Annotated in this window: 14 protein-coding genes; 4 read left to right on the top strand and 10 right to left on the bottom strand. The window is 56.6% G+C overall.

All coding sequences use genetic code 11. From position 1 onward, the window contains the following. Positions 1-23 precede the first annotated feature (23 nt). From FIU93_RS19685 to FIU93_RS19640, 10 genes are all read right to left on the bottom strand, one after another. On the bottom strand, positions 24-2,384 hold the full coding sequence (locus tag FIU93_RS19685; RefSeq protein ID WP_152506492.1) for a xanthine dehydrogenase family protein molybdopterin-binding subunit: 2,361 nt from the start codon (positions 2,382-2,384) through the stop codon (positions 24-26). Between the two features lie 216 nt (positions 2,385-2,600). After that, on the bottom strand, positions 2,601-3,092 hold the full coding sequence (locus FIU93_RS19680) for a (2Fe-2S)-binding protein (RefSeq protein WP_031268448.1): 492 nt from the start codon (positions 3,090-3,092) through the stop codon (positions 2,601-2,603). A gap of 232 nt (positions 3,093-3,324) precedes the next feature. After that, on the bottom strand, positions 3,325-4,035 hold the full coding sequence (locus FIU93_RS19675; protein ID WP_152506491.1) for a carbon monoxide dehydrogenase subunit G: 711 nt from the start codon (positions 4,033-4,035) through the stop codon (positions 3,325-3,327). Between the two features lie 280 nt (positions 4,036-4,315). Beyond that, on the bottom strand, positions 4,316-6,553 hold the full coding sequence (locus FIU93_RS19670; RefSeq protein WP_208993799.1) for an EAL domain-containing protein: 2,238 nt from the start codon (positions 6,551-6,553) through the stop codon (positions 4,316-4,318). A 7-nt stretch (positions 6,554-6,560) separates the two neighbouring features. Continuing rightward, complete coding sequence (locus FIU93_RS19665; RefSeq protein WP_209010173.1) at positions 6,561-8,162, bottom strand: HAMP domain-containing sensor histidine kinase; 1,602 nt, start codon at positions 8,160-8,162, stop codon at positions 6,561-6,563. A 442-nt stretch (positions 8,163-8,604) separates the two neighbouring features. Further along, positions 8,605-9,381 carry a winged helix-turn-helix domain-containing protein gene (locus FIU93_RS19660; protein ID WP_306354511.1) on the bottom strand — a complete coding sequence of 259 codons (777 nt, stop codon included), beginning with the start codon at positions 9,379-9,381 and terminating at the stop codon, positions 8,605-8,607. A gap of 328 nt (positions 9,382-9,709) precedes the next feature. Further along, positions 9,710-11,056 (bottom strand): FliI/YscN family ATPase, encoded by a 1,347-nt coding sequence (locus FIU93_RS19655; RefSeq protein ID WP_152506490.1) that lies wholly within the window; start codon positions 11,054-11,056, stop codon positions 9,710-9,712. Then, complete coding sequence (locus FIU93_RS19650; RefSeq protein ID WP_152506489.1) at positions 11,025-11,816, bottom strand: hypothetical protein; 792 nt, start codon at positions 11,814-11,816, stop codon at positions 11,025-11,027. The genes FIU93_RS19655 and FIU93_RS19650 overlap by 32 nt, the downstream gene beginning before the upstream one ends. Then, on the bottom strand, positions 11,813-12,544 hold the full coding sequence (flgF, locus tag FIU93_RS19645) for a flagellar basal-body rod protein FlgF (RefSeq protein WP_022998533.1): 732 nt from the start codon (positions 12,542-12,544) through the stop codon (positions 11,813-11,815). Before flgF ends, FIU93_RS19650 begins: the two co-directional genes overlap by 4 nt. Positions 12,545-12,547: 3 nt before the next feature. Then, positions 12,548-13,336 (bottom strand): DUF1217 domain-containing protein, encoded by a 789-nt coding sequence (locus FIU93_RS19640; protein WP_022998532.1) that lies wholly within the window; start codon positions 13,334-13,336, stop codon positions 12,548-12,550. Between the two features lie 185 nt (positions 13,337-13,521). Here FIU93_RS19640 and motA point away from each other — a divergent pair, with 185 nt between their 5' ends. Genes motA through fliN form a run of 4 tightly spaced genes read left to right on the top strand, consistent with a single transcriptional unit; the run spans position 13,522 to position 16,323 of the window. Next, positions 13,522-14,418: a flagellar motor stator protein MotA gene (gene motA, locus FIU93_RS19635; protein WP_022998531.1), complete on the top strand. Its 897-nt coding sequence runs from the start codon at positions 13,522-13,524 to the stop codon at positions 14,416-14,418. Positions 14,419-14,421: 3 nt separating this feature from the next. Further along, positions 14,422-15,381, top strand: coding sequence for a FliM/FliN family flagellar motor switch protein (locus FIU93_RS19630; protein ID WP_022998530.1), 960 nt, complete (start codon positions 14,422-14,424; stop codon positions 15,379-15,381). After that, on the top strand, positions 15,362-15,931 hold the full coding sequence (locus FIU93_RS19625) for a hypothetical protein (protein ID WP_075283157.1): 570 nt from the start codon (positions 15,362-15,364) through the stop codon (positions 15,929-15,931). The genes FIU93_RS19630 and FIU93_RS19625 overlap by 20 nt, the downstream gene beginning before the upstream one ends. Then, positions 15,931-16,323, top strand: coding sequence for a flagellar motor switch protein FliN (gene fliN / locus FIU93_RS19620; RefSeq protein WP_022998528.1), 393 nt, complete (start codon positions 15,931-15,933; stop codon positions 16,321-16,323). The genes FIU93_RS19625 and fliN overlap by 1 nt, the downstream gene beginning before the upstream one ends. Positions 16,324-16,376 lie beyond the last annotated feature (53 nt).

Raw genomic sequence — 16,376 nt, 5'->3', positions numbered from 1 at the left:
CGCCCGAAAATCCCGTTGTGGCGTTATTCGGCCGCCTGCTTCACACCTGCATGGTAAAGCGCCCAGACCTTTTCAGGAGAGGCTGGCATCGACAGGCTGTTGTCCCCGATCGCATCCGTGATCGCATTGATAACTGCCGGCGGAGATCCGATAGCCCCAGCCTCGCCGCAACCTTTCATGCCAAGCGGGTTGCCTGGGCAGGCCGTGACATGCGTCGACAGATTGTAGGACGGCACATCATCGGCACGCGGCATGCAGTAATCCATGTAGGACGCCGTCAGCAGCTGGCCGTTTTCATCGTAGGACGCATTTTCCAGAAGTGCCTGGCCAATGCCCTGCGTAATACCGCCATGCACCTGACCTTCCACGATCATCGGGTTGATGATGTTGCCGAAGTCGTCAGCCGCGACGAAGTTGACCACTTCCGTCTTGCCCGTATCCGGATCCACCTCGACTTCGCAGACATAGGTACCTGCCGGGAAGGTGAAGTTGGTCGGATCGTAGAAGGCTCCTTCCTTCAGGCCCGGCTCCATGCCTTCAGGCAGGTTGTGCGCCGTGTAGGCAGCGAGAGCCACCTCGGTGAAGGTCAGCTTCTTGTCGGTACCGGCTACTTTCAATTCGCCGCCTTCGATCTGGATGTCTCCTTCGGAGGCTTCCATCAGGTGAGCAGCAATCTTCTTCGCCTTGGCTTCGACCTTGTCGAGCGCCTTGACGATTGCCGACATGCCGACCGCACCGGAGCGCGAGCCGTAGGTTCCCATACCGAACTGAACCTTGTCGGTATCGCCATGAACAATGGACACCGCATTGGTATCCAGGCCAAAACGTTCGCTGATCAGCTGGGCAAAGGTTGTCTCGTGTCCCTGACCATGGCTGTGCGATCCCGTCAGAACCTCGATCGATCCGACAGGGTTTACACGCACTTCGGCAGATTCCCAAAGACCGACACCGGCACCAAGTGAACCGACCGCAGCGGACGGTGCAATACCGCACGCCTCGATGTAGCAGGACAGACCAATACCGCGCAGCTTGCCGCGGGAAGCTGCTTCCGCCTTGCGGGCGGCAAAGCCGTCGTAATCCGCGGCCTTCAGGGCTGCATCCAGCGTCGCATCATAATCACCTGCGTCGTAGCACATGATCACCGGTGTCTGATGCGGGAACGTTCGGATGAAGTTCTTGCGACGGAACTCTGCCGGCGACAAGCCCACTTCACGGGCAGCCGTTTCCATGATCCGCTCCAGAAGATAGGTCGCCTCCGGCCGGCCTGCGCCCCGATAGGCATCCACCGGTGTGGTGTTGGTGTAGACCGTCTTCACGTTGGCGTGGATAGCCGGAATGTCGTACTGACCCGAAAGAAGCGTAGCGTAGAGATACGTCGGCACGGAAGACGAGAACAACGACATGTAGGCGCCGAGATTGGCAATCGTCTTGACCCTGAGGCCCAGGATCTTGTTGTCCGCGTCAAGCGCGAGTTCCGCTTCAGAGCGATGGTCCCGGCCATGTGCATCCGTCAGGAAGGCTTCGGTCCGGTCAGACACCCACTTGACCGGACGACCGACACGTTTGGACGCCCACAGGCAGACCATTTCTTCCGGGTAGATGTAGATCTTGGAACCAAAGCCACCGCCGACATCAGGCGCAATCACACGCAGCTTGTTTTCAGGAGCAACGTTGTAGAAGGCCGACAACACCAGGCGAGCCACATGTGGATTCTGCGAAGTGGTGTAAAGCGTATAGTGCTCCTCGGCCGCATCGTAACCTGCAAGAGCTGCGCGCGGCTCCATCGCGTTCGGGACGAGGCGGTTGTTGTGGATCTCCATGCGCGTGACATGAGCAGCCTTTTCGAAGGCCGCGTTTGTGGCCGCCTCGTCGCCAATTTCCCAATCGTAGATCAGGTTGCCTTCGGCTTCCGGGTGAATCTGCGGGGCACCTGCTTCGAGTGCCGCAAGCGGATCGATAACGGCAGGCAATTCCTCATAATCAACCACAACCGCGTCAGCGGCATCACGTGCCTGAGCCTGCGTATCGGCCACAACCACGGCAACGGCCTGCCCGACATGGCGGACAATTTCCGGTTCCAATGCGCGCCAACCGCCCATCTTCATCGGCGAACCATCCTTGGAATGGATCATCCAGCCACAGATCAGGTTGCCGATACCATCACCCACCAGTTGGTCGCCGGTGAGAACCGCATCCACTCCCGGCATTGCCAGAGCAGCGCTCGCGTCAATCCCCTTGACCTTTGCATGCGCGTGCGGCGAGCGAACGAAAGCAGCGTACCCCATGCCCGGCATGGTCATATCGTCGGTGTATTTGCCCTTGCCGGTAATGAAGCGCTTGTCTTCCTTGCGCAAGGCACGGGCGCCAATCCCTTCAACTGCCATTTCTTCTCTCCCGAATATCTGCCGGCTCCGCCAGTACCGGACATCCTCCACTCGCCGGACAATCCGGCTGCTGCCATCAAGGCAACTGTCTCTCAAGACCTGGCGGTCAATACGAAGATGCCTGTTCCTCCCGGCATTTCATGCGATTGATCGGTCTTGCTGTCCTGCTGCGCGAACGTGTTCGCGCATCAATTTTGGGAGTTCAGGCCAACGCCGTTATTCGGCGGCCTGAGCCATACCGGCCATTTGATCGGAGGCGGCTTTGATCGCCTTGACGATATTGTGGTAGCCGGTGCAGCGGCAGATATTGCCTTCCAGCTCGTGGCGAATGGTTGCCTCGTCGAGATTTCCAGCACCATGACGCTTGATCATGTCCACGGCGGTCATGATCATGCCGGGGGTACAGAAGCCGCACTGAAGCCCGTGATGTTCACGGAAAGCTGCCTGTACGGGGTGCAGGCTGTCGGCTGTGCCGATCCCCTCAAGTGTTACAACCTCTGCGCCGTCGGCCTGGGCTGCGAGCATGGTGCAAGACTTTACGGCCTTGCCGTCGACATGCACAACGCAGGCACCGCATTGCGAGGTGTCGCAGCCAACGTGCGTACCAGTCAATCCGCGCACGTCCCGGATAAACGATACGAGCAGCGTCCGGTCTTCGACATCAGCCGAAACCGTCTTGCCGTTCAATACCATCGATACTTTCGACATGAATTCCTCTCCCTCATGAAATTCCCTGAACCGGACCGATCAAGCCGACCCACCTGCATGAAATGACAGGCAAGACCTCTGATGTCCGATCCAGACCAGCGTACGAATAAACAATCGAATTCGATTGCGTGTCACTGACCCAATTTCCCGGCTTGTCACCGTGTTTTGTGCTGGGGCCCTGGCGCGTCCTAAATTGTCAGAGCCCGATCATTTCAAGATTTGTCCTACCCGGTCAACTTGCAAGTGCAAGCACGACAATCACGGCGGCGAGCAACACGAGCCCCCAGACCATGGGGCCGCCGAACACGTTGCGTCCCGCAGCGGCTTCAATATTTTGTTCCGCCTGATGGATCTTTTCCTCGACTGCATGCTCCGCATCCTCAATTGCGTGCATGACTTCGCCAGGGGACTCTTCGATCGCGATCCGCTTGGCTTCCTCGGCCACTCCGGGATCCAGATCGTCATCGGCACCAGCTGCGGTCGCAGTTTCGTCCTGTCCTTCCGGTGAACCGACCATCTCGGAGAACTTCGTGAAAAAGTCTTCCGCCATTTTCTTGGCGGTAGAATCGATCAGCCGGCTGCCGAGCTGGGCAAGTTTGCCCCCGACCTGCGCCTTGGCTTCGTAGGAAAGTATGGTTTCGTCACCTTCCTCCGTAAGCTTCACATCCGCAGACCCCTTGGCAAACCCGGCGACGCCGCCCTTGCCTTCTCCCGAGATCGTGTAGCTTTCCGGAGGATTGATGTTCTCAAGGGTCACTTCCCCTTTGAACTTGGCTTTGACAGGCCCGATTTTCGATGTGACCGCGGCGGTCATTTCGGTGTCCGAGGTCTTCTCGAGGCTTTCGCAGCCCGGGATGCAGGCCCGCAAGACATCCGGATCGTTCAAGGCTTGCCATACGGTTTCCCGTTTGGCCGGAATCCGGTGGGAGCCGCTCATGTCCATATGTTTTCTCCCCAAGTTGCGCTTTAGCGCATATTTACAAAGGTTCAGTCGACATTCAACGCGATTGACGCGTCCGCCGCAAACACGTTTTCCCGCATGAGAGCGTGTTTCGTACAAATTTTCAATCGCTTATGTGAACAGAATTGCAGAACGCAATCCTTGACAGACTGTCCGATGTCTTCAATTCAACGTATGACCTAGCTGTCGCAGTATGCGCCAAAAAGGCACTTCTGTCCTGACAGTTCCGGCCAGAAATTGATAAACGGACGGATAAACTGTTTTATCCGAAGGCAACGCCCGGTTCGACGGCCTTCTGGATGAAACCGGACAGGTCATTGGTCGCCAGAGGCTTGGCGTAGAAATATCCTTGCAGGTAGTCGCAATGCAGCTCCTGCATGATATTTCTCTGGGCGACAGTCTCGACACCTTCTGCTGTAACGTTCAGATCCAGCGCCTGCGCAACGGCGATGATGGATTTCACGACAGCAAGCGCATCCGCATCCTGATCCATGTTCATGATAAAGCTTCGGTCGATCTTGATACCGTCAACCGGCAGCTTGCGCAGATAACTGAACGAGGAATACCCGGTGCCGAAATCGTCAATAACGACGCGCGCCCCCTTGTCACGCAGCCACGTCAGGAAGGCCAGGGTCACCTGATCGTTGCTGAGGAACAGCCCTTCGGTCACCTCGAAGACCAGGCGATCCAGCGGCAATTCCGCGGCTGTCACAGCATCTTCGATGTCCTTGTAGATCCGGTTTGCCTGAACCTGCCTGGGAGACAGGTTCACATTCAACCGAACGTCATCGGAAATTCCGGTCAAGCTGCTGAACTCGGTAAAGGACGTCTTGAACATCCATGCGCCGATTTCGGTAATAAGACCACTGGCTTCGGCAGCTTCGATCATCCGAGCGGTATTCAGGAACGTTCCACTGGGGGTACGGAACCGCATCAGGGCCTCGAAGGACGCAAGGCTCTCGTCCCGGGCGTGCATGATCGGCTGATAATTCAGCGAAAACTTCGTCTGGTTGGAACTACCGGTAAGCAGCGAAGCAAGCCGCAGGCGCTCAAAGGCTGCCTCCTGCATCAGCGGATGAAAAACCGCGTGGTTGGTCACCCCTTTCTGACGCACATCGTTAAGGGCGATGGAGGCAAAACGCACGAGTTCTTCCGCGCCCTGCGTCTCGGTGCCGGTGGATGCAAACCCCAGCCGCAGTCGAAGGGTGATCTGGTTGTCTTCGAGCGTTATCGGTTGCTGGAAAGCATCTTCGATCCGCGCAACCACATCCTGAATCGTATTCTCTTCACCGCCCTTCAGAAGGATCAGAAATTCGTCCTTTTCCTTCCTGGCAATGGTGAGCGCATCGGGGAAGGTCTGCGACAGGCGGTGGCCGGTCCGTTTCAAGACCGCGCCCGCCTTTTCGTCGCCGATCCCGTCGACAATGACACGGAACCTTTGGATGTCGGAATGAACGACCAGCAGCTTGGCACCGTTGGCGGCGTGGCGCTGAAAGGTTTCGATGAAACCGGAGAATGTCGACAACCCGGTCACGCGATCGACATAGGCAAGGTTGCGAATATGCTCCAAAAGGCCGGTCTTCTCGTAGCCAAGCGCGACGTTGGAAACAAACAACTGCACGACTTCCGACCCGACGAGCTCCTCCAGCAACTCCTCGGAAATACCGAGATAAAGCGCGCCTGTCATGCCGTTACGAGTGACAAGCGGAAGAGCAAGCCCTTTGGGCGACGCGCATGTTGCCTGTGTCTCGACGCATCTTGCCACGGCATTGCGGATCGCATCGTCACTGATGACGTCCACCGGCAGGTCAATCTTGTCCTCGAAATTTCCCGTTGCCGCGAGCACACGGACGTTGGACTTGTCGAAGGAACCGTAGTCGGGAAGCGTCTCAAGACCACACAACAGGCTGTCGACAGGTTGCCCGACAAGAACCGTGAAATGCTTCAGGACTGCCGCAGCAAATTCACTCAGGGCGTTCTTTTCGACAATAGCTGCAAAATGCTCGTTTAACTGCTTGAGCTTCTTGCGGTTGGTCTCAAGCGACATGACAAGCTTGTAACCGCGCAGACCTGTTACGATGGCTGTAATCAGCTTGGTCCGCGACAATTCGGCTTTTTCGGTGTAGCCGTCGATGTCGAATTTCATGATCACGTCGGTCTGCGGTGCATATCCGGGTTGACCTGTGCGCAGGATCAACCTCGTGAAATGATTGCCGAGTTCGGAACGGATCCAGCTCACAAGCCCGAGACCTGCCGTATCGCTTTCCATGACGACATCGACAAGCGCCACCGCGATATCGGGGTGTTTCAACAGGATCTGCCGGGCTTCCTGAGCCGAGAGAGCATGCAAAAGTTCAAACGGACGATTTTCGAAGATGCATCCACCAACGGCGATCTTGGTGACTTCATGTACGTCGGGATCGTCATCAACAATCAGGATTTTCCAGGGCGCCTTCGTGATCTTCTTCACTTCCGGCTCGGACGGGGCAAGAAAGTCCATCACCATCTCAATGCACCTTCTGTCCGAGAGGCTTCCTGGTATCCTGAGCGACCATGGCGGGGAATTCGATAATGAATTCCGTTCCCGACCCGACGCTGGAAGTCACCGAGATGGTTCCGTTCAGGGCTTCGGTGACCAGCTGGTAACAAATCGCCATCCCTAAACCGGATCCTCCTTTGCCGAACTTCGTCGTGAAGAACGGCTCGAATACTTTTTTCAGATTCTTCTCCGGAATGCCTACACCGAAATCCTGACATTTGAAGATAATCTTGCGTTCGTTCGAATTGTTTCGGTTCTTGTCCTTCGGGTGAACCACCTGGGAAGACAGCTTGATCAGACCTTCGCTTCGACCTTCGTATCCGTGCTTGATGGCGTTTTCGACAAAATTCGAGACAAGCTGACTGACCGCGCCAGGATAGCTGTCGATGATTTCGTCCGCATGGAGATCAAGCTCGACCTTGAAAGGCGTTTTCTTGAGCGTCGGCTGCAGTGTTGCAAGAGTTTCACGAATGATGTGGTCGAAATTGAAGGACCGCTTCTTCTCGCTCTGCCTGTCGACAGCCACCTGACGAAAGTTTCCGACGAGCTCGCGGGCTCGGCCGAGTGTCTTCTCGATGATATGCGCGGTATCGGAAATACGTTCGACTTCGTTTTCCAGGGCTTCCTTGCTCAGTTTCTGCTCTTCAAGTTCGGTGCGCAAGTAACCGGTTGAATCCTTGATGGTCGTGGCCGCCATCAACGCGTTTCCAAGAGGCGTGTTCAGTTCGTGCGAGACCCCGGCGACCAGCGCACCAAGCGCGGCAAGATTATCTGCCTGGATAAGCTCTTCCTGCACCAACTTAAGCTGCTCCGTCCGGTGTGCGACCAAGTCCTCGAGATTAGTCTGGTATTCTTGAATTTTCTGCAAATCCAGATGCCGGCGCTGAACCATGGACTGGAGACTGGTGGCGAGAATGCCGATTTCGTCCGCACGGCCAGGCATCAGTTCGGCCTTGGGCGGGTCTTCGATCAGGCGCGGCGTCGAAAGGTAGTCCACGATTGCCGAAAGCGGTTGACCGATCAGACGGCGAAAGACCGTTCTAATGACGATGGCGAGCAACAGCAGATAGACGATGATCGCGGTGACGATGAACCCGACAGTCGAAACGATTTCATAGGAAATCGTGTTGCGGTCGATGAGAATGAACACCTGCCCGATTGCATCCTTGTGCAGGATGGTGCTGGGCGAATTGAGTGTATAACTAAGAGCTTCGGCTGCGCGTAGCCCGGTAACAGGTTCACCGAAATTGCCTGTGTCCGGTGTTTCAACCCAGACTTTCTCGACAACTTCGAGACTTTCCAACCCGCGGATGAGCTGCAGGGTCGCGTCCGCATTGACTGTCCAGATGGCGCGTTCAAACGGGCGTTTGGTTGCCTGAAAGAAGGCCTCGGTCACACGAATGGCGCGTGCGTGAGAGGCGTCCCACGTGATCTTCGTGAGAATGCCGATGAATATGACGCCAAGAACAGCGAAAAGACCGAGCGTATAGAGAATGAATGTCCGGGACAGGCTGGAACGGCCCATCTCCTTGGGAGTATATGGCAACGACGTACTGCCGTTCAGTGTCAAGACGCCCACCTCAAATCACGGTGTCCGTTCCAGCTCATAAAACTCCGGCAGAACGCCGATTTAAATGGCTTCCGGTCAAGGACGAAAACCGAACCGCCTTTGCGGACCGTCTCTTCAATACTTGATTCACAGACACATCTACATTGCCCCTCGCCCCATCAATGCGCCGCGTAGCGGAGATCATGTGATTAGAGCGTCAGTGTGTCGTATATTCTGGGTAGGTTTTCTAAATTTTCCATAAAAATCAATTGTAAATTGAAAGAGCCTTCTTTCCACAGCAAAACAGATAGTCTTGCATCTACGAAAAACCTGAATTCGACGAATTAGAGCGGCATCGCATCATGCAATTGTCTCCGGCAAAACTTTCATACCAGTCCGCTCGATCGTTGCCATTGCAAATTATTGTTCCTTGCAAGGTCTTCATATTCAGAGCTTATTCCGATCAGGCATTGACCACTGACAAAAACGGCTTGTTGGTGGTGGTGCGGCTGTCAACCGGAACCTCTACAGCGTGTGCGGTTGCTGGCGAGGCCTGAACCTGACGCCGGGTGTCTGCAACCTTCTGCTTGGTGGCCGTGGCATCTTTCAGCATGTAGCCGATGTAGCGCGTCGACTCGATTGCATCGTAACCAAGTTTTTTCCGCAATTTCTTGCGCAGCTTGGAGATGTGGCTTTCCACGACACATTCATCCACGCCGTCGTTCATGACGCCGTAAACAGCATTGAAGATCTGCGTCTTGGTGACACGCCGTCCCTTGTTCTTGACGAGATATTCAAGAATGCGGCGTTCCCGGCGCGGCAGTTCCATGACGTCCCCACCGACGACTGGATCGCGACCGTCGAAGAAGACTTCGATGGCACCGGTGCCTGCTGAATTGTTCCGGGAAGTGATCCGGCGGCGGAAAGCTCCGACGCGGGCAATGATTTCCCGAACATGAACCGGCTTCTTCAGAACATCGTCCATACCTGCGGAAAACAGGTCGAGCGTGCTCTCAAGGTTGGCGGTATCTTCCAGAGCCACGATCTGGGCTTCCGGACACCGGCTTCGGATCGATGCAACGTAGCCGCATCTTTCTTCACACTCTCCCAGAAGGATGGCGTCAACCGAGCCCAGATCCTGGGCACAGGTGATTTCCAGCCAGTCAAGAAGTTCCGATGGATGAAGTTCCAGGGAGGCATAGCCTTCCCGGTCGAATGCCGAGGCATAGCCTGCGGTCACTATCTCTCTTGAGTCTACGATTATGAACATATCAGCCCCTTGGATTTTACCAATGTAGAATCCGTAATTTTGGAGCTTCACAAGGTCAACGTTTCTTCCCTAACTCGACAACTATTTCAGAATTTATAGTGGGGGAAGTTCTTATATCCACATAGAAAACTAAATAAAAAATCACGGACATTACCAATAAACTGAGAGAAAAATTTATTAAAATGCCGGGGACCGCGTTTTTCCGCAATCCTTAATAAGATGTAACACTGATATATACAAAAATCGCCGCCAGACAAGGCGGCAATTTCGTATTTATACTAGAGATGTGGAAAATGGTTTACGTATCGGCAGCTAAAGCCTGGGCCAGGTCTGCGAAGGGATCGGAGGGGGCCACCTGGTCTGCGCGCTGTCTCAGCGCTTCGTAAATCTTGGGCACAAGTCTGCAGGCCTTTTCCAGTTTTTCGTCGCCCGCAGTCTGGAAACCGCCCATCAGGCGGAGATCCTTCGTATCTTCATAGTAGGATATCAGCCCCTTGATCCGATGGATCAGTTCCTGCTGATCCTGTGTCCAGGCCCGGTCGGCAAGCCGCGAGGTGGATTTCAATACGCTGACTGGCGGATAGTGGCCGGCCTCAGCAATCTGACGATCCAGTACGATGTGCCCATCCAGAAGACCACGAATGGCATCGGAAACCGGATCGTTGTGGTCGTCACCGTCAACAAGAACGGAAAAGATCCCTGTGATTGAGCCCTCGCCGCTGCTTCCGGGTCCGGCGCGTTCGATGAGGCGGGCAAGATCAGCAAAGACGCTTGGCGGAAACCCGCGGGCGACAGGAGGTTCTCCAGCCGCCAGAGCCACATCCCGTGCCGCATGGGCAAATCGGGTGGCGGAATCCAGAATGAGCAGCACCTTGTGACCTTGCGCACGAAAGTACTCGGCAACGCTCATGGCCGTCTTGGGCGCAAGCCGGCGCTGTATGGCGCTTTCATCGCCAGTCGAGGCGACAACAACGGAATGCGCCAAGGTCTCGCCCAGGATGTCGTCAATGAACTCGCGCACTTCGCGGCCGCGTTCACCAACGAGACCGACCACAACCGTGTCAAAGTCCCCAAACCCGGCCAGCATGCCAAGAAGTGTGGATTTGCCAACGCCGGAACCAGCAAAAACGCCGACACGCTGTCCGACGCACAGTGGTGTGAACAGATCGATCACCCGCACACCGGTTCGAACGCCTTCGGAAATCTTGCTTCGGTTCATCGCCGGTGGCGGTGCGCGGTCAAGAAGAAACGCTTCCACACCATGGGCAAGCGGCCCTGCCCCATCAATCGGTTCACCAAGCGCATTCACGATCCGGCCGCGCCAGCTCATGTCCGGATGAATGGCAAGTCCGCCCATGACCGAAGCAACGCTGCCGATGCCAATGTCGGTCACGCGCTCCAATGGCTTGATTACCACGTCCTTCTGGTCGAGCCGGATGATCTCGCCCTGCCGGATGCCGGCCCGCCCTTCGAACTGCACCAGATCGCCCAGGCAAACCACGCGGGAAAGACCGGAGACGCGGATGGATTCGGAAGAAACCTGGGTCACACGTCCGCTGAGTTTGACGGGCCCGATCTCAGTTTCCAGGGCCGCCAAAGACGCGGAGATTTGATCAAGTGCGTTCAGATACGGAGCGTTCGGCATGGCGTTCCTGAAGAGCTTTCAAGACATCGAGAGGCAGATGGTTGGATTTGTGCGAAGCGAGACGGTCAAGGCCCTGCTGGTCGGGCATTACCGGCCCCGATGGCGTGGCACTATCTTGCATGTCGAGATAGGAAACGGATGAGGCATTACCCGAAGAAGACTTGTCGGGTGATGTCATTGTTTCCCCATCCGGCCCGGGAGCCGCACCGGTGCTGTTGATGAGATCGACAAGAGCAGTTGGCGGAGCGCCCTTGCGACCAGCAGATGCCACGGTTTCACCAAGTACGGCTGTGGCAGCAGCCTTATCGGCTTCAGTTGCAGTTGGCTCAACACCAGGCTTGCGCACTGGCACAGGAACATCGCTTGTGGGCGCCGGTTCGCCGGCAGGAGCCACTTCCGCAACTTCGACGGGCTGTGCCGTGACATTTTCTTGACTGCTGTTCAGGCGATCGCCGACTTCGTTATAGGCGAGCATGGCACCCAGCCCGACCGGCCCGCCGAGTGCGAAGCCGTAAAGAGCATTGCCGGCCTTGCGGGCGTTGTCGGAAATCTCGTCGTTCGTTACCGATCGATAGAGTTCCGCAATCCCCGGAATATGCTGCAAGGGATTGATCACGTCGATGAAGTCACCGAAACTGAAAGCAGAGTTTTCAGCCTTGGGCGAAACCCCGGGCCGCGCTGCCTTGACGGGTGAACCATCCATGACAGCATTGAGGTCCATCGGCTTGCCCACCGCCTGTGTTGCATCCACCGCCGTCATGAGGTAGCCCCCAGTTCGCGAATGGCCTTCTCCTGGCTTTCATTACTGGTATCGATCATCTTCGTCGCGCTCTCAAAGGCGCGCGAGATCATGATCATCTTGGTCATTTCCCGGACGGGATTGATATTCGAGCCTTCGACATATCCCTGGCGAACGCCGTTTGTGTCATAGGTCTGCACGGGAATAACCGGCTTGTCGGGAATGACCGCCGAGTTTTCAGCACGCGTGAGCTGGGCATCGTCGGGGATCAGGAACAAACCGACCTGGCCGACAATTCCAACGTCACCCTGGGAAATCTCGCCCGACTGCGTGATCAAGGGTGTCCCGGCATCCGGATCGAGTGCAATCGGCTGCCCGCCTGCTCCCAGGATCTGTTGTCCGGTCAAGGTACGCAAGGTTCCGTCATTGCCGATCTGCAAGCGCCCGTCCCGTGTATAGGACAAGTTGCCGTTGACATCGCGGATTGCAAACCAGGCTTCGCCTTCCACTGCGAGATCAAGCGGATTGTCGGTCTTGTTCAGACTGCCGTACTGCCGGGAAATGTATTTCTCGCCACCGGTGGAGAAACTGACCTTGTCCTGAGCTGCCTTTGAGACGAGCTCTGCGAACTTGACCTCGTCTGCCCGGTAGCCGGCTGTGTTCATGTTGGCAACGTTTCTGGCAACCGTTTCCAGACGGTTCGAAAGTGCAACCTGCGCAGACAGCGCAACATAAAGAGCGGATTCCATGGATCAAAAGCCTCCGAGGCGGAAATTCTGGATGCTTGCCAACAGTCCCTCGCCCATCTGGATAACCCCTCGGCCATTGCCATAAAGAGCAAGTGTTGGCGACATGTTGCCGGACGGGCCGTTGGAAAGGTCATAGAGTGCCGAGAACCGGTTGAGGAATTTCGCCAGGTAGTCCGCATCTCCGAACTTGCTGAAATCCAGACGTTCTTCCAGGTAGGCTGCCTGCTTGTCGATGTCGGTCATCGCAAATTCTTGCGGCAGGCCAAGGGAAGTATAAACGGCCTCGGCAAGCGCGCGGTCGGCCAGAACATCGTACGCGTTGGTGATATCGGGCGCACGGCGTTCGAAATAGAGTGCCAGACGGACACCCTGATTTTGTTCACCCTCGCGCACTTCCAGTGTCTGCCGATGATACTTCTGTACAATCGCGTCCTGCGTCCGGGCAAAAGAAGTCGTCGTTTCGCCATACCGCTTGAAATTGAAGGTTTCAGCAAAATTCTTGTACTTGGTGTCGGCCAGCTGATTGGCGAAAGCGCCACGTTCGTCCGTGCCTTCTTCCAGCACTTTCCGAATAAATGCCTTCGCGTAGATCATGTCCTCCAGACCCATGGCAGTCATTGCGTAGTTGAAGATGCGATCATCAGCCAGGAATTCGTCGATGGACTTAATATTGCGGATGTTCTCGCGATAATATTCGGTCTGACGTTCGACCATAGGGTCCGCGGCGACCGTCTTCAGCGAGCGTTCCATATTGGTTCTGACCAGCTGAACCTGGCTCAATGTATTGATCATGGTTCTATCCCCATTGCGGGCCCATGGCGGGCAGGCTTTCGGGGAACACTCACTCGCAAACCTTACGCCAGGCTGACGACCGGAGATGATTTCCAATAGGCTTTCGCGCGTCAGCTTCAGGCAAGTCTCGGCCGCTAGCGTCCTCCCAATCAGAGTTGCAATCCACACCAGTTGGGAGCTGTTAGGTGACTATTCTTATCGGCCTGATCATAGCAGGCGCGTCCCTTATAGGCGGCTTTGCCGCACTCGGAGGCAAAGTCTCCGTCCTCTGGCAGCCGTGGGAGCTCGTCATTATTCTTGGCGTCGCTATCGGTGCTTTTGTCGTTGCCAATCCAATGAAGGTAATCAGAGGAACCCTGGTTGCCGTGTCGGATGCGCTGCGCAACGCAGTTCCCAACAAGCGGGAATATCTCGACGTTCTGGCACTTCTTTACGGCTTGATGCGTGAGCTGCGCGCCAAGGGCCGCAACCAGGTCGAGCCGCACATTGAAGACCCGAATACTTCTCCGATTTTCCAGAAGTATCCGTCGGTCCTGCGCAATGCCAGCCTGACAACCTTCATCTGCGATTATTTCCGACTGATCATTGTCGGAAATGCCCGCGCTCACGAAATCGAAGCGCTGGTCGACGAAGAACTTCACACGATCCACCGCGACCAGATGAAGCCGTACCACGCCATGAGCAGCATCGCTGATGCATTGCCTGCCATCGGCATCATCGCGGCCGTACTCGGTGTCATCAAGGCCATGGGCGCCATCGACCAGTCCCCTCAGCTGCTGGGCAGCCTGATTGGCGCGGCACTCGTGGGCACGTTTGTCGGCATCTTCTTCTCCTACTCGCTGTTCGGCCCGATCGCCTCCAAGATCCGCAACGTCCGCGAGTCCCGCCTTCGTACCTACATCGTCGTCAAGCAGACCCTGCTTGCCTTCATGAACGGCGCCGATCCGCAGATCGCCCTGGAGCATGGCCGCAAGACCATCTCCGACTACGACCGTCCAACCATCGACGAAGTTGAAAACGAGACGATGAGTGCTGGCGGCGCTGGTGCCGATAACGTCCAGGATCTGCAGGGAGCCGCCTAAGCCATGATCGAAGCAGCGACCGCAAGCTCCAATGCTTCCAGCTCCGAACGCGCGATGATCGCCGACAGACTGCTGGATGCCGCCGGAATTTCCGTTGACCGCCTGCCGATGCTTCCGGTGGTGTTCGACCGCATGGCCCGCCTGATGGCCGACGCCATGCGCCAGAAGTCCCCCTCACCGTCCTACATTTCGGTGAGCTACGTTGAAAACAACCGCATCGGCGACGTACTCGATGAGTTCGAATCCAATGCTCTGGTGGCCGTGCTTTATTCTCCGGAATGGGACGCCCGTGTACTCGTCGGCTTCGACCGGGACTTCATCTTCACACTAGTGGATGTCCTCTTCGGTGCTGACGGGACCGAGCCTCCCATCGATGATGAACGCCCCTTCTCGAACATCGAAACGCGGATCGCGCGCACCATGTTCGAGGTAGCCGCCAAGGCACTTGCCGAGAGCTTTGCCCCGATTGCGGAAACAACGCTGAAGATCGAGCGCATCGAAAGCCGCATGGACTTTGCGGTGGTCGGCCGGCGGAACAACCCTGCCGTGGTTGCTCGCCTGCTGCAACAGGCAATCGGGCGTGGCGGCGAAGTGTTCATCGTCATGCCGCACTCGACACTCAACCCGCTGCGGCAGCGCCTTTCCCAGGTTCTGTCCGGTGAGATGTCGAGCCGCGACAAACAGTGGACCCAGCATTTCCACAACGAGATCCAGCGCACCGAAGTCAAGCTGGAAGCCATTCTCGAAGAACGTGAAATGTCGCTCGGCGACCTTGCAAACCTCCGGGTCGGACAGGTCATCGAACTTCAGGCGACAGCCCGCTCTCCGGTCACACTCGCCTGCAACGACCAGCCCGTCTTCACCTGCCAGCTTGGACAGTTGAACGGATCCTACACGTTGCAGATCGAAGAGCTCATCCATGAGGAAGAAAAGGATCTGTTCGATGATCTCCGCAATCGTTGATGGCGTTCTCCTGCTCGCGCTTGTCGCGACCACGGTCCGGATGCTTTCCATGCACCGGGAGCTGCGCCGACTGGGCAGCTACCACGATGACTACCAGCGTATCTTCGATCAGACCGCCCTCGCGCTCGACGGCATCGAGGTCTCGATCCAGGAGATCAACGTCAAGGGTGCACAGATCCTCAATGCGCTCGGCAACCGGATGGACGATGCTCGGGAGCTGATCGCGGAAATCGACGGTCTGACTCGTGAGGCAAAGCGCCAGCAGTCCGTGCTGCGCGCGGAGCTGAAGGAGCTCTCCAAGGCGACCGCCGTCCTGCATGACCCGAAACGTTTTGCGCCCGTTCGCGACGACATCGACATCTTCGCCGACGACACTGCAGGCGAGCAGGCAGCTGGCGCCGCCGGTTCCGCTCAGTCCGGCGGGCGCAAGGAAACGACCATTCATCGCGGCCAGGTCCATCAACAGGCGCCGACACGCGTCCACCGTATCGACAATTCGCTGCAAAGCCCGTTCCGCACGGTCTCCATGAACCAGAAGGATAAGATGTAATGTCCGAAACAATCATCGATCACATCGACGCTGAAAAAGGCCCGAAAACCCGCCCGGCCGATGCCGCGAGTTTTGCCAAAGTGGAATCGCCGGAAAAGAACCAGAATGGCGATACCATCGGTGACGACCGAAATCTCGACACCATCCTCGGCATTCCCGTGAACATCCAGGTGGTTCTCGGATCTGCGACCATGCTGGTTTCCAACCTCCTTAAACTCGGTCGCGGCGCGGTCATTCCGCTCAATCATCGTGTCGGCGAACCGATCGACATCGTGGTCAACGGCCGTGTCATAGCCCGCGGAGAAGTAGTGGTCGTGGAAGACGACAACTCGCGCTTCGGCGTTTCGCTGACGGAGATCATGAGCGCCCAGGCCGGCGGTATGGATATCTGAGGTCGAATTTCTCCGGCCTCACATTCTCCGGTTTGCCCAAGGCTGTCTCCTTA

It is taken from the genome of Labrenzia sp. THAF35, assembly GCF_009363595.1.
Taxonomy (GTDB): Bacteria; Pseudomonadota; Alphaproteobacteria; order Rhizobiales; family Stappiaceae; genus Roseibium; species Roseibium algicola.
This window is presented reverse-complemented; position numbering and strand designations above follow the sequence as displayed.

Excerpts from the sequence above, each read along its gene's own strand:
- FIU93_RS19685 (WP_152506492.1), bottom strand. The coding sequence starts at position 2,384 with ATGGCAGTTGAAGGGATTGGCGCCCGTGCCTTGCGCAAGGAAGACAAG.
- FIU93_RS19680 (WP_031268448.1), bottom strand. The coding sequence starts at position 3,092 with ATGTCGAAAGTATCGATGGTATTGAACGGCAAGACGGTTTCGGCTGAT.
- FIU93_RS19675 (WP_152506491.1), bottom strand. The coding sequence starts at position 4,035 with ATGGACATGAGCGGCTCCCACCGGATTCCGGCCAAACGGGAAACCGTA.
- FIU93_RS19670 (WP_208993799.1), bottom strand. The coding sequence starts at position 6,553 with ATGGACTTTCTTGCCCCGTCCGAGCCGGAAGTGAAGAAGATCACGAAG.
- FIU93_RS19655 (WP_152506490.1), bottom strand. The coding sequence starts at position 11,056 with ATGCCGAACGCTCCGTATCTGAACGCACTTGATCAAATCTCCGCGTCT.
- FIU93_RS19650 (WP_152506489.1), bottom strand. The coding sequence starts at position 11,816 with ATGACGGCGGTGGATGCAACACAGGCGGTGGGCAAGCCGATGGACCTC.
- flgF (WP_022998533.1), bottom strand. The coding sequence starts at position 12,544 with ATGGAATCCGCTCTTTATGTTGCGCTGTCTGCGCAGGTTGCACTTTCG.
- FIU93_RS19640 (WP_022998532.1), bottom strand. The coding sequence starts at position 13,336 with ATGATCAATACATTGAGCCAGGTTCAGCTGGTCAGAACCAATATGGAA.
- FIU93_RS19630 (WP_022998530.1), top strand. The coding sequence starts at position 14,422 with ATGATCGAAGCAGCGACCGCAAGCTCCAATGCTTCCAGCTCCGAACGC.
- FIU93_RS19625 (WP_075283157.1), top strand. The coding sequence starts at position 15,362 with ATGATCTCCGCAATCGTTGATGGCGTTCTCCTGCTCGCGCTTGTCGCG.
- fliN (WP_022998528.1), top strand. The coding sequence starts at position 15,931 with ATGTCCGAAACAATCATCGATCACATCGACGCTGAAAAAGGCCCGAAA.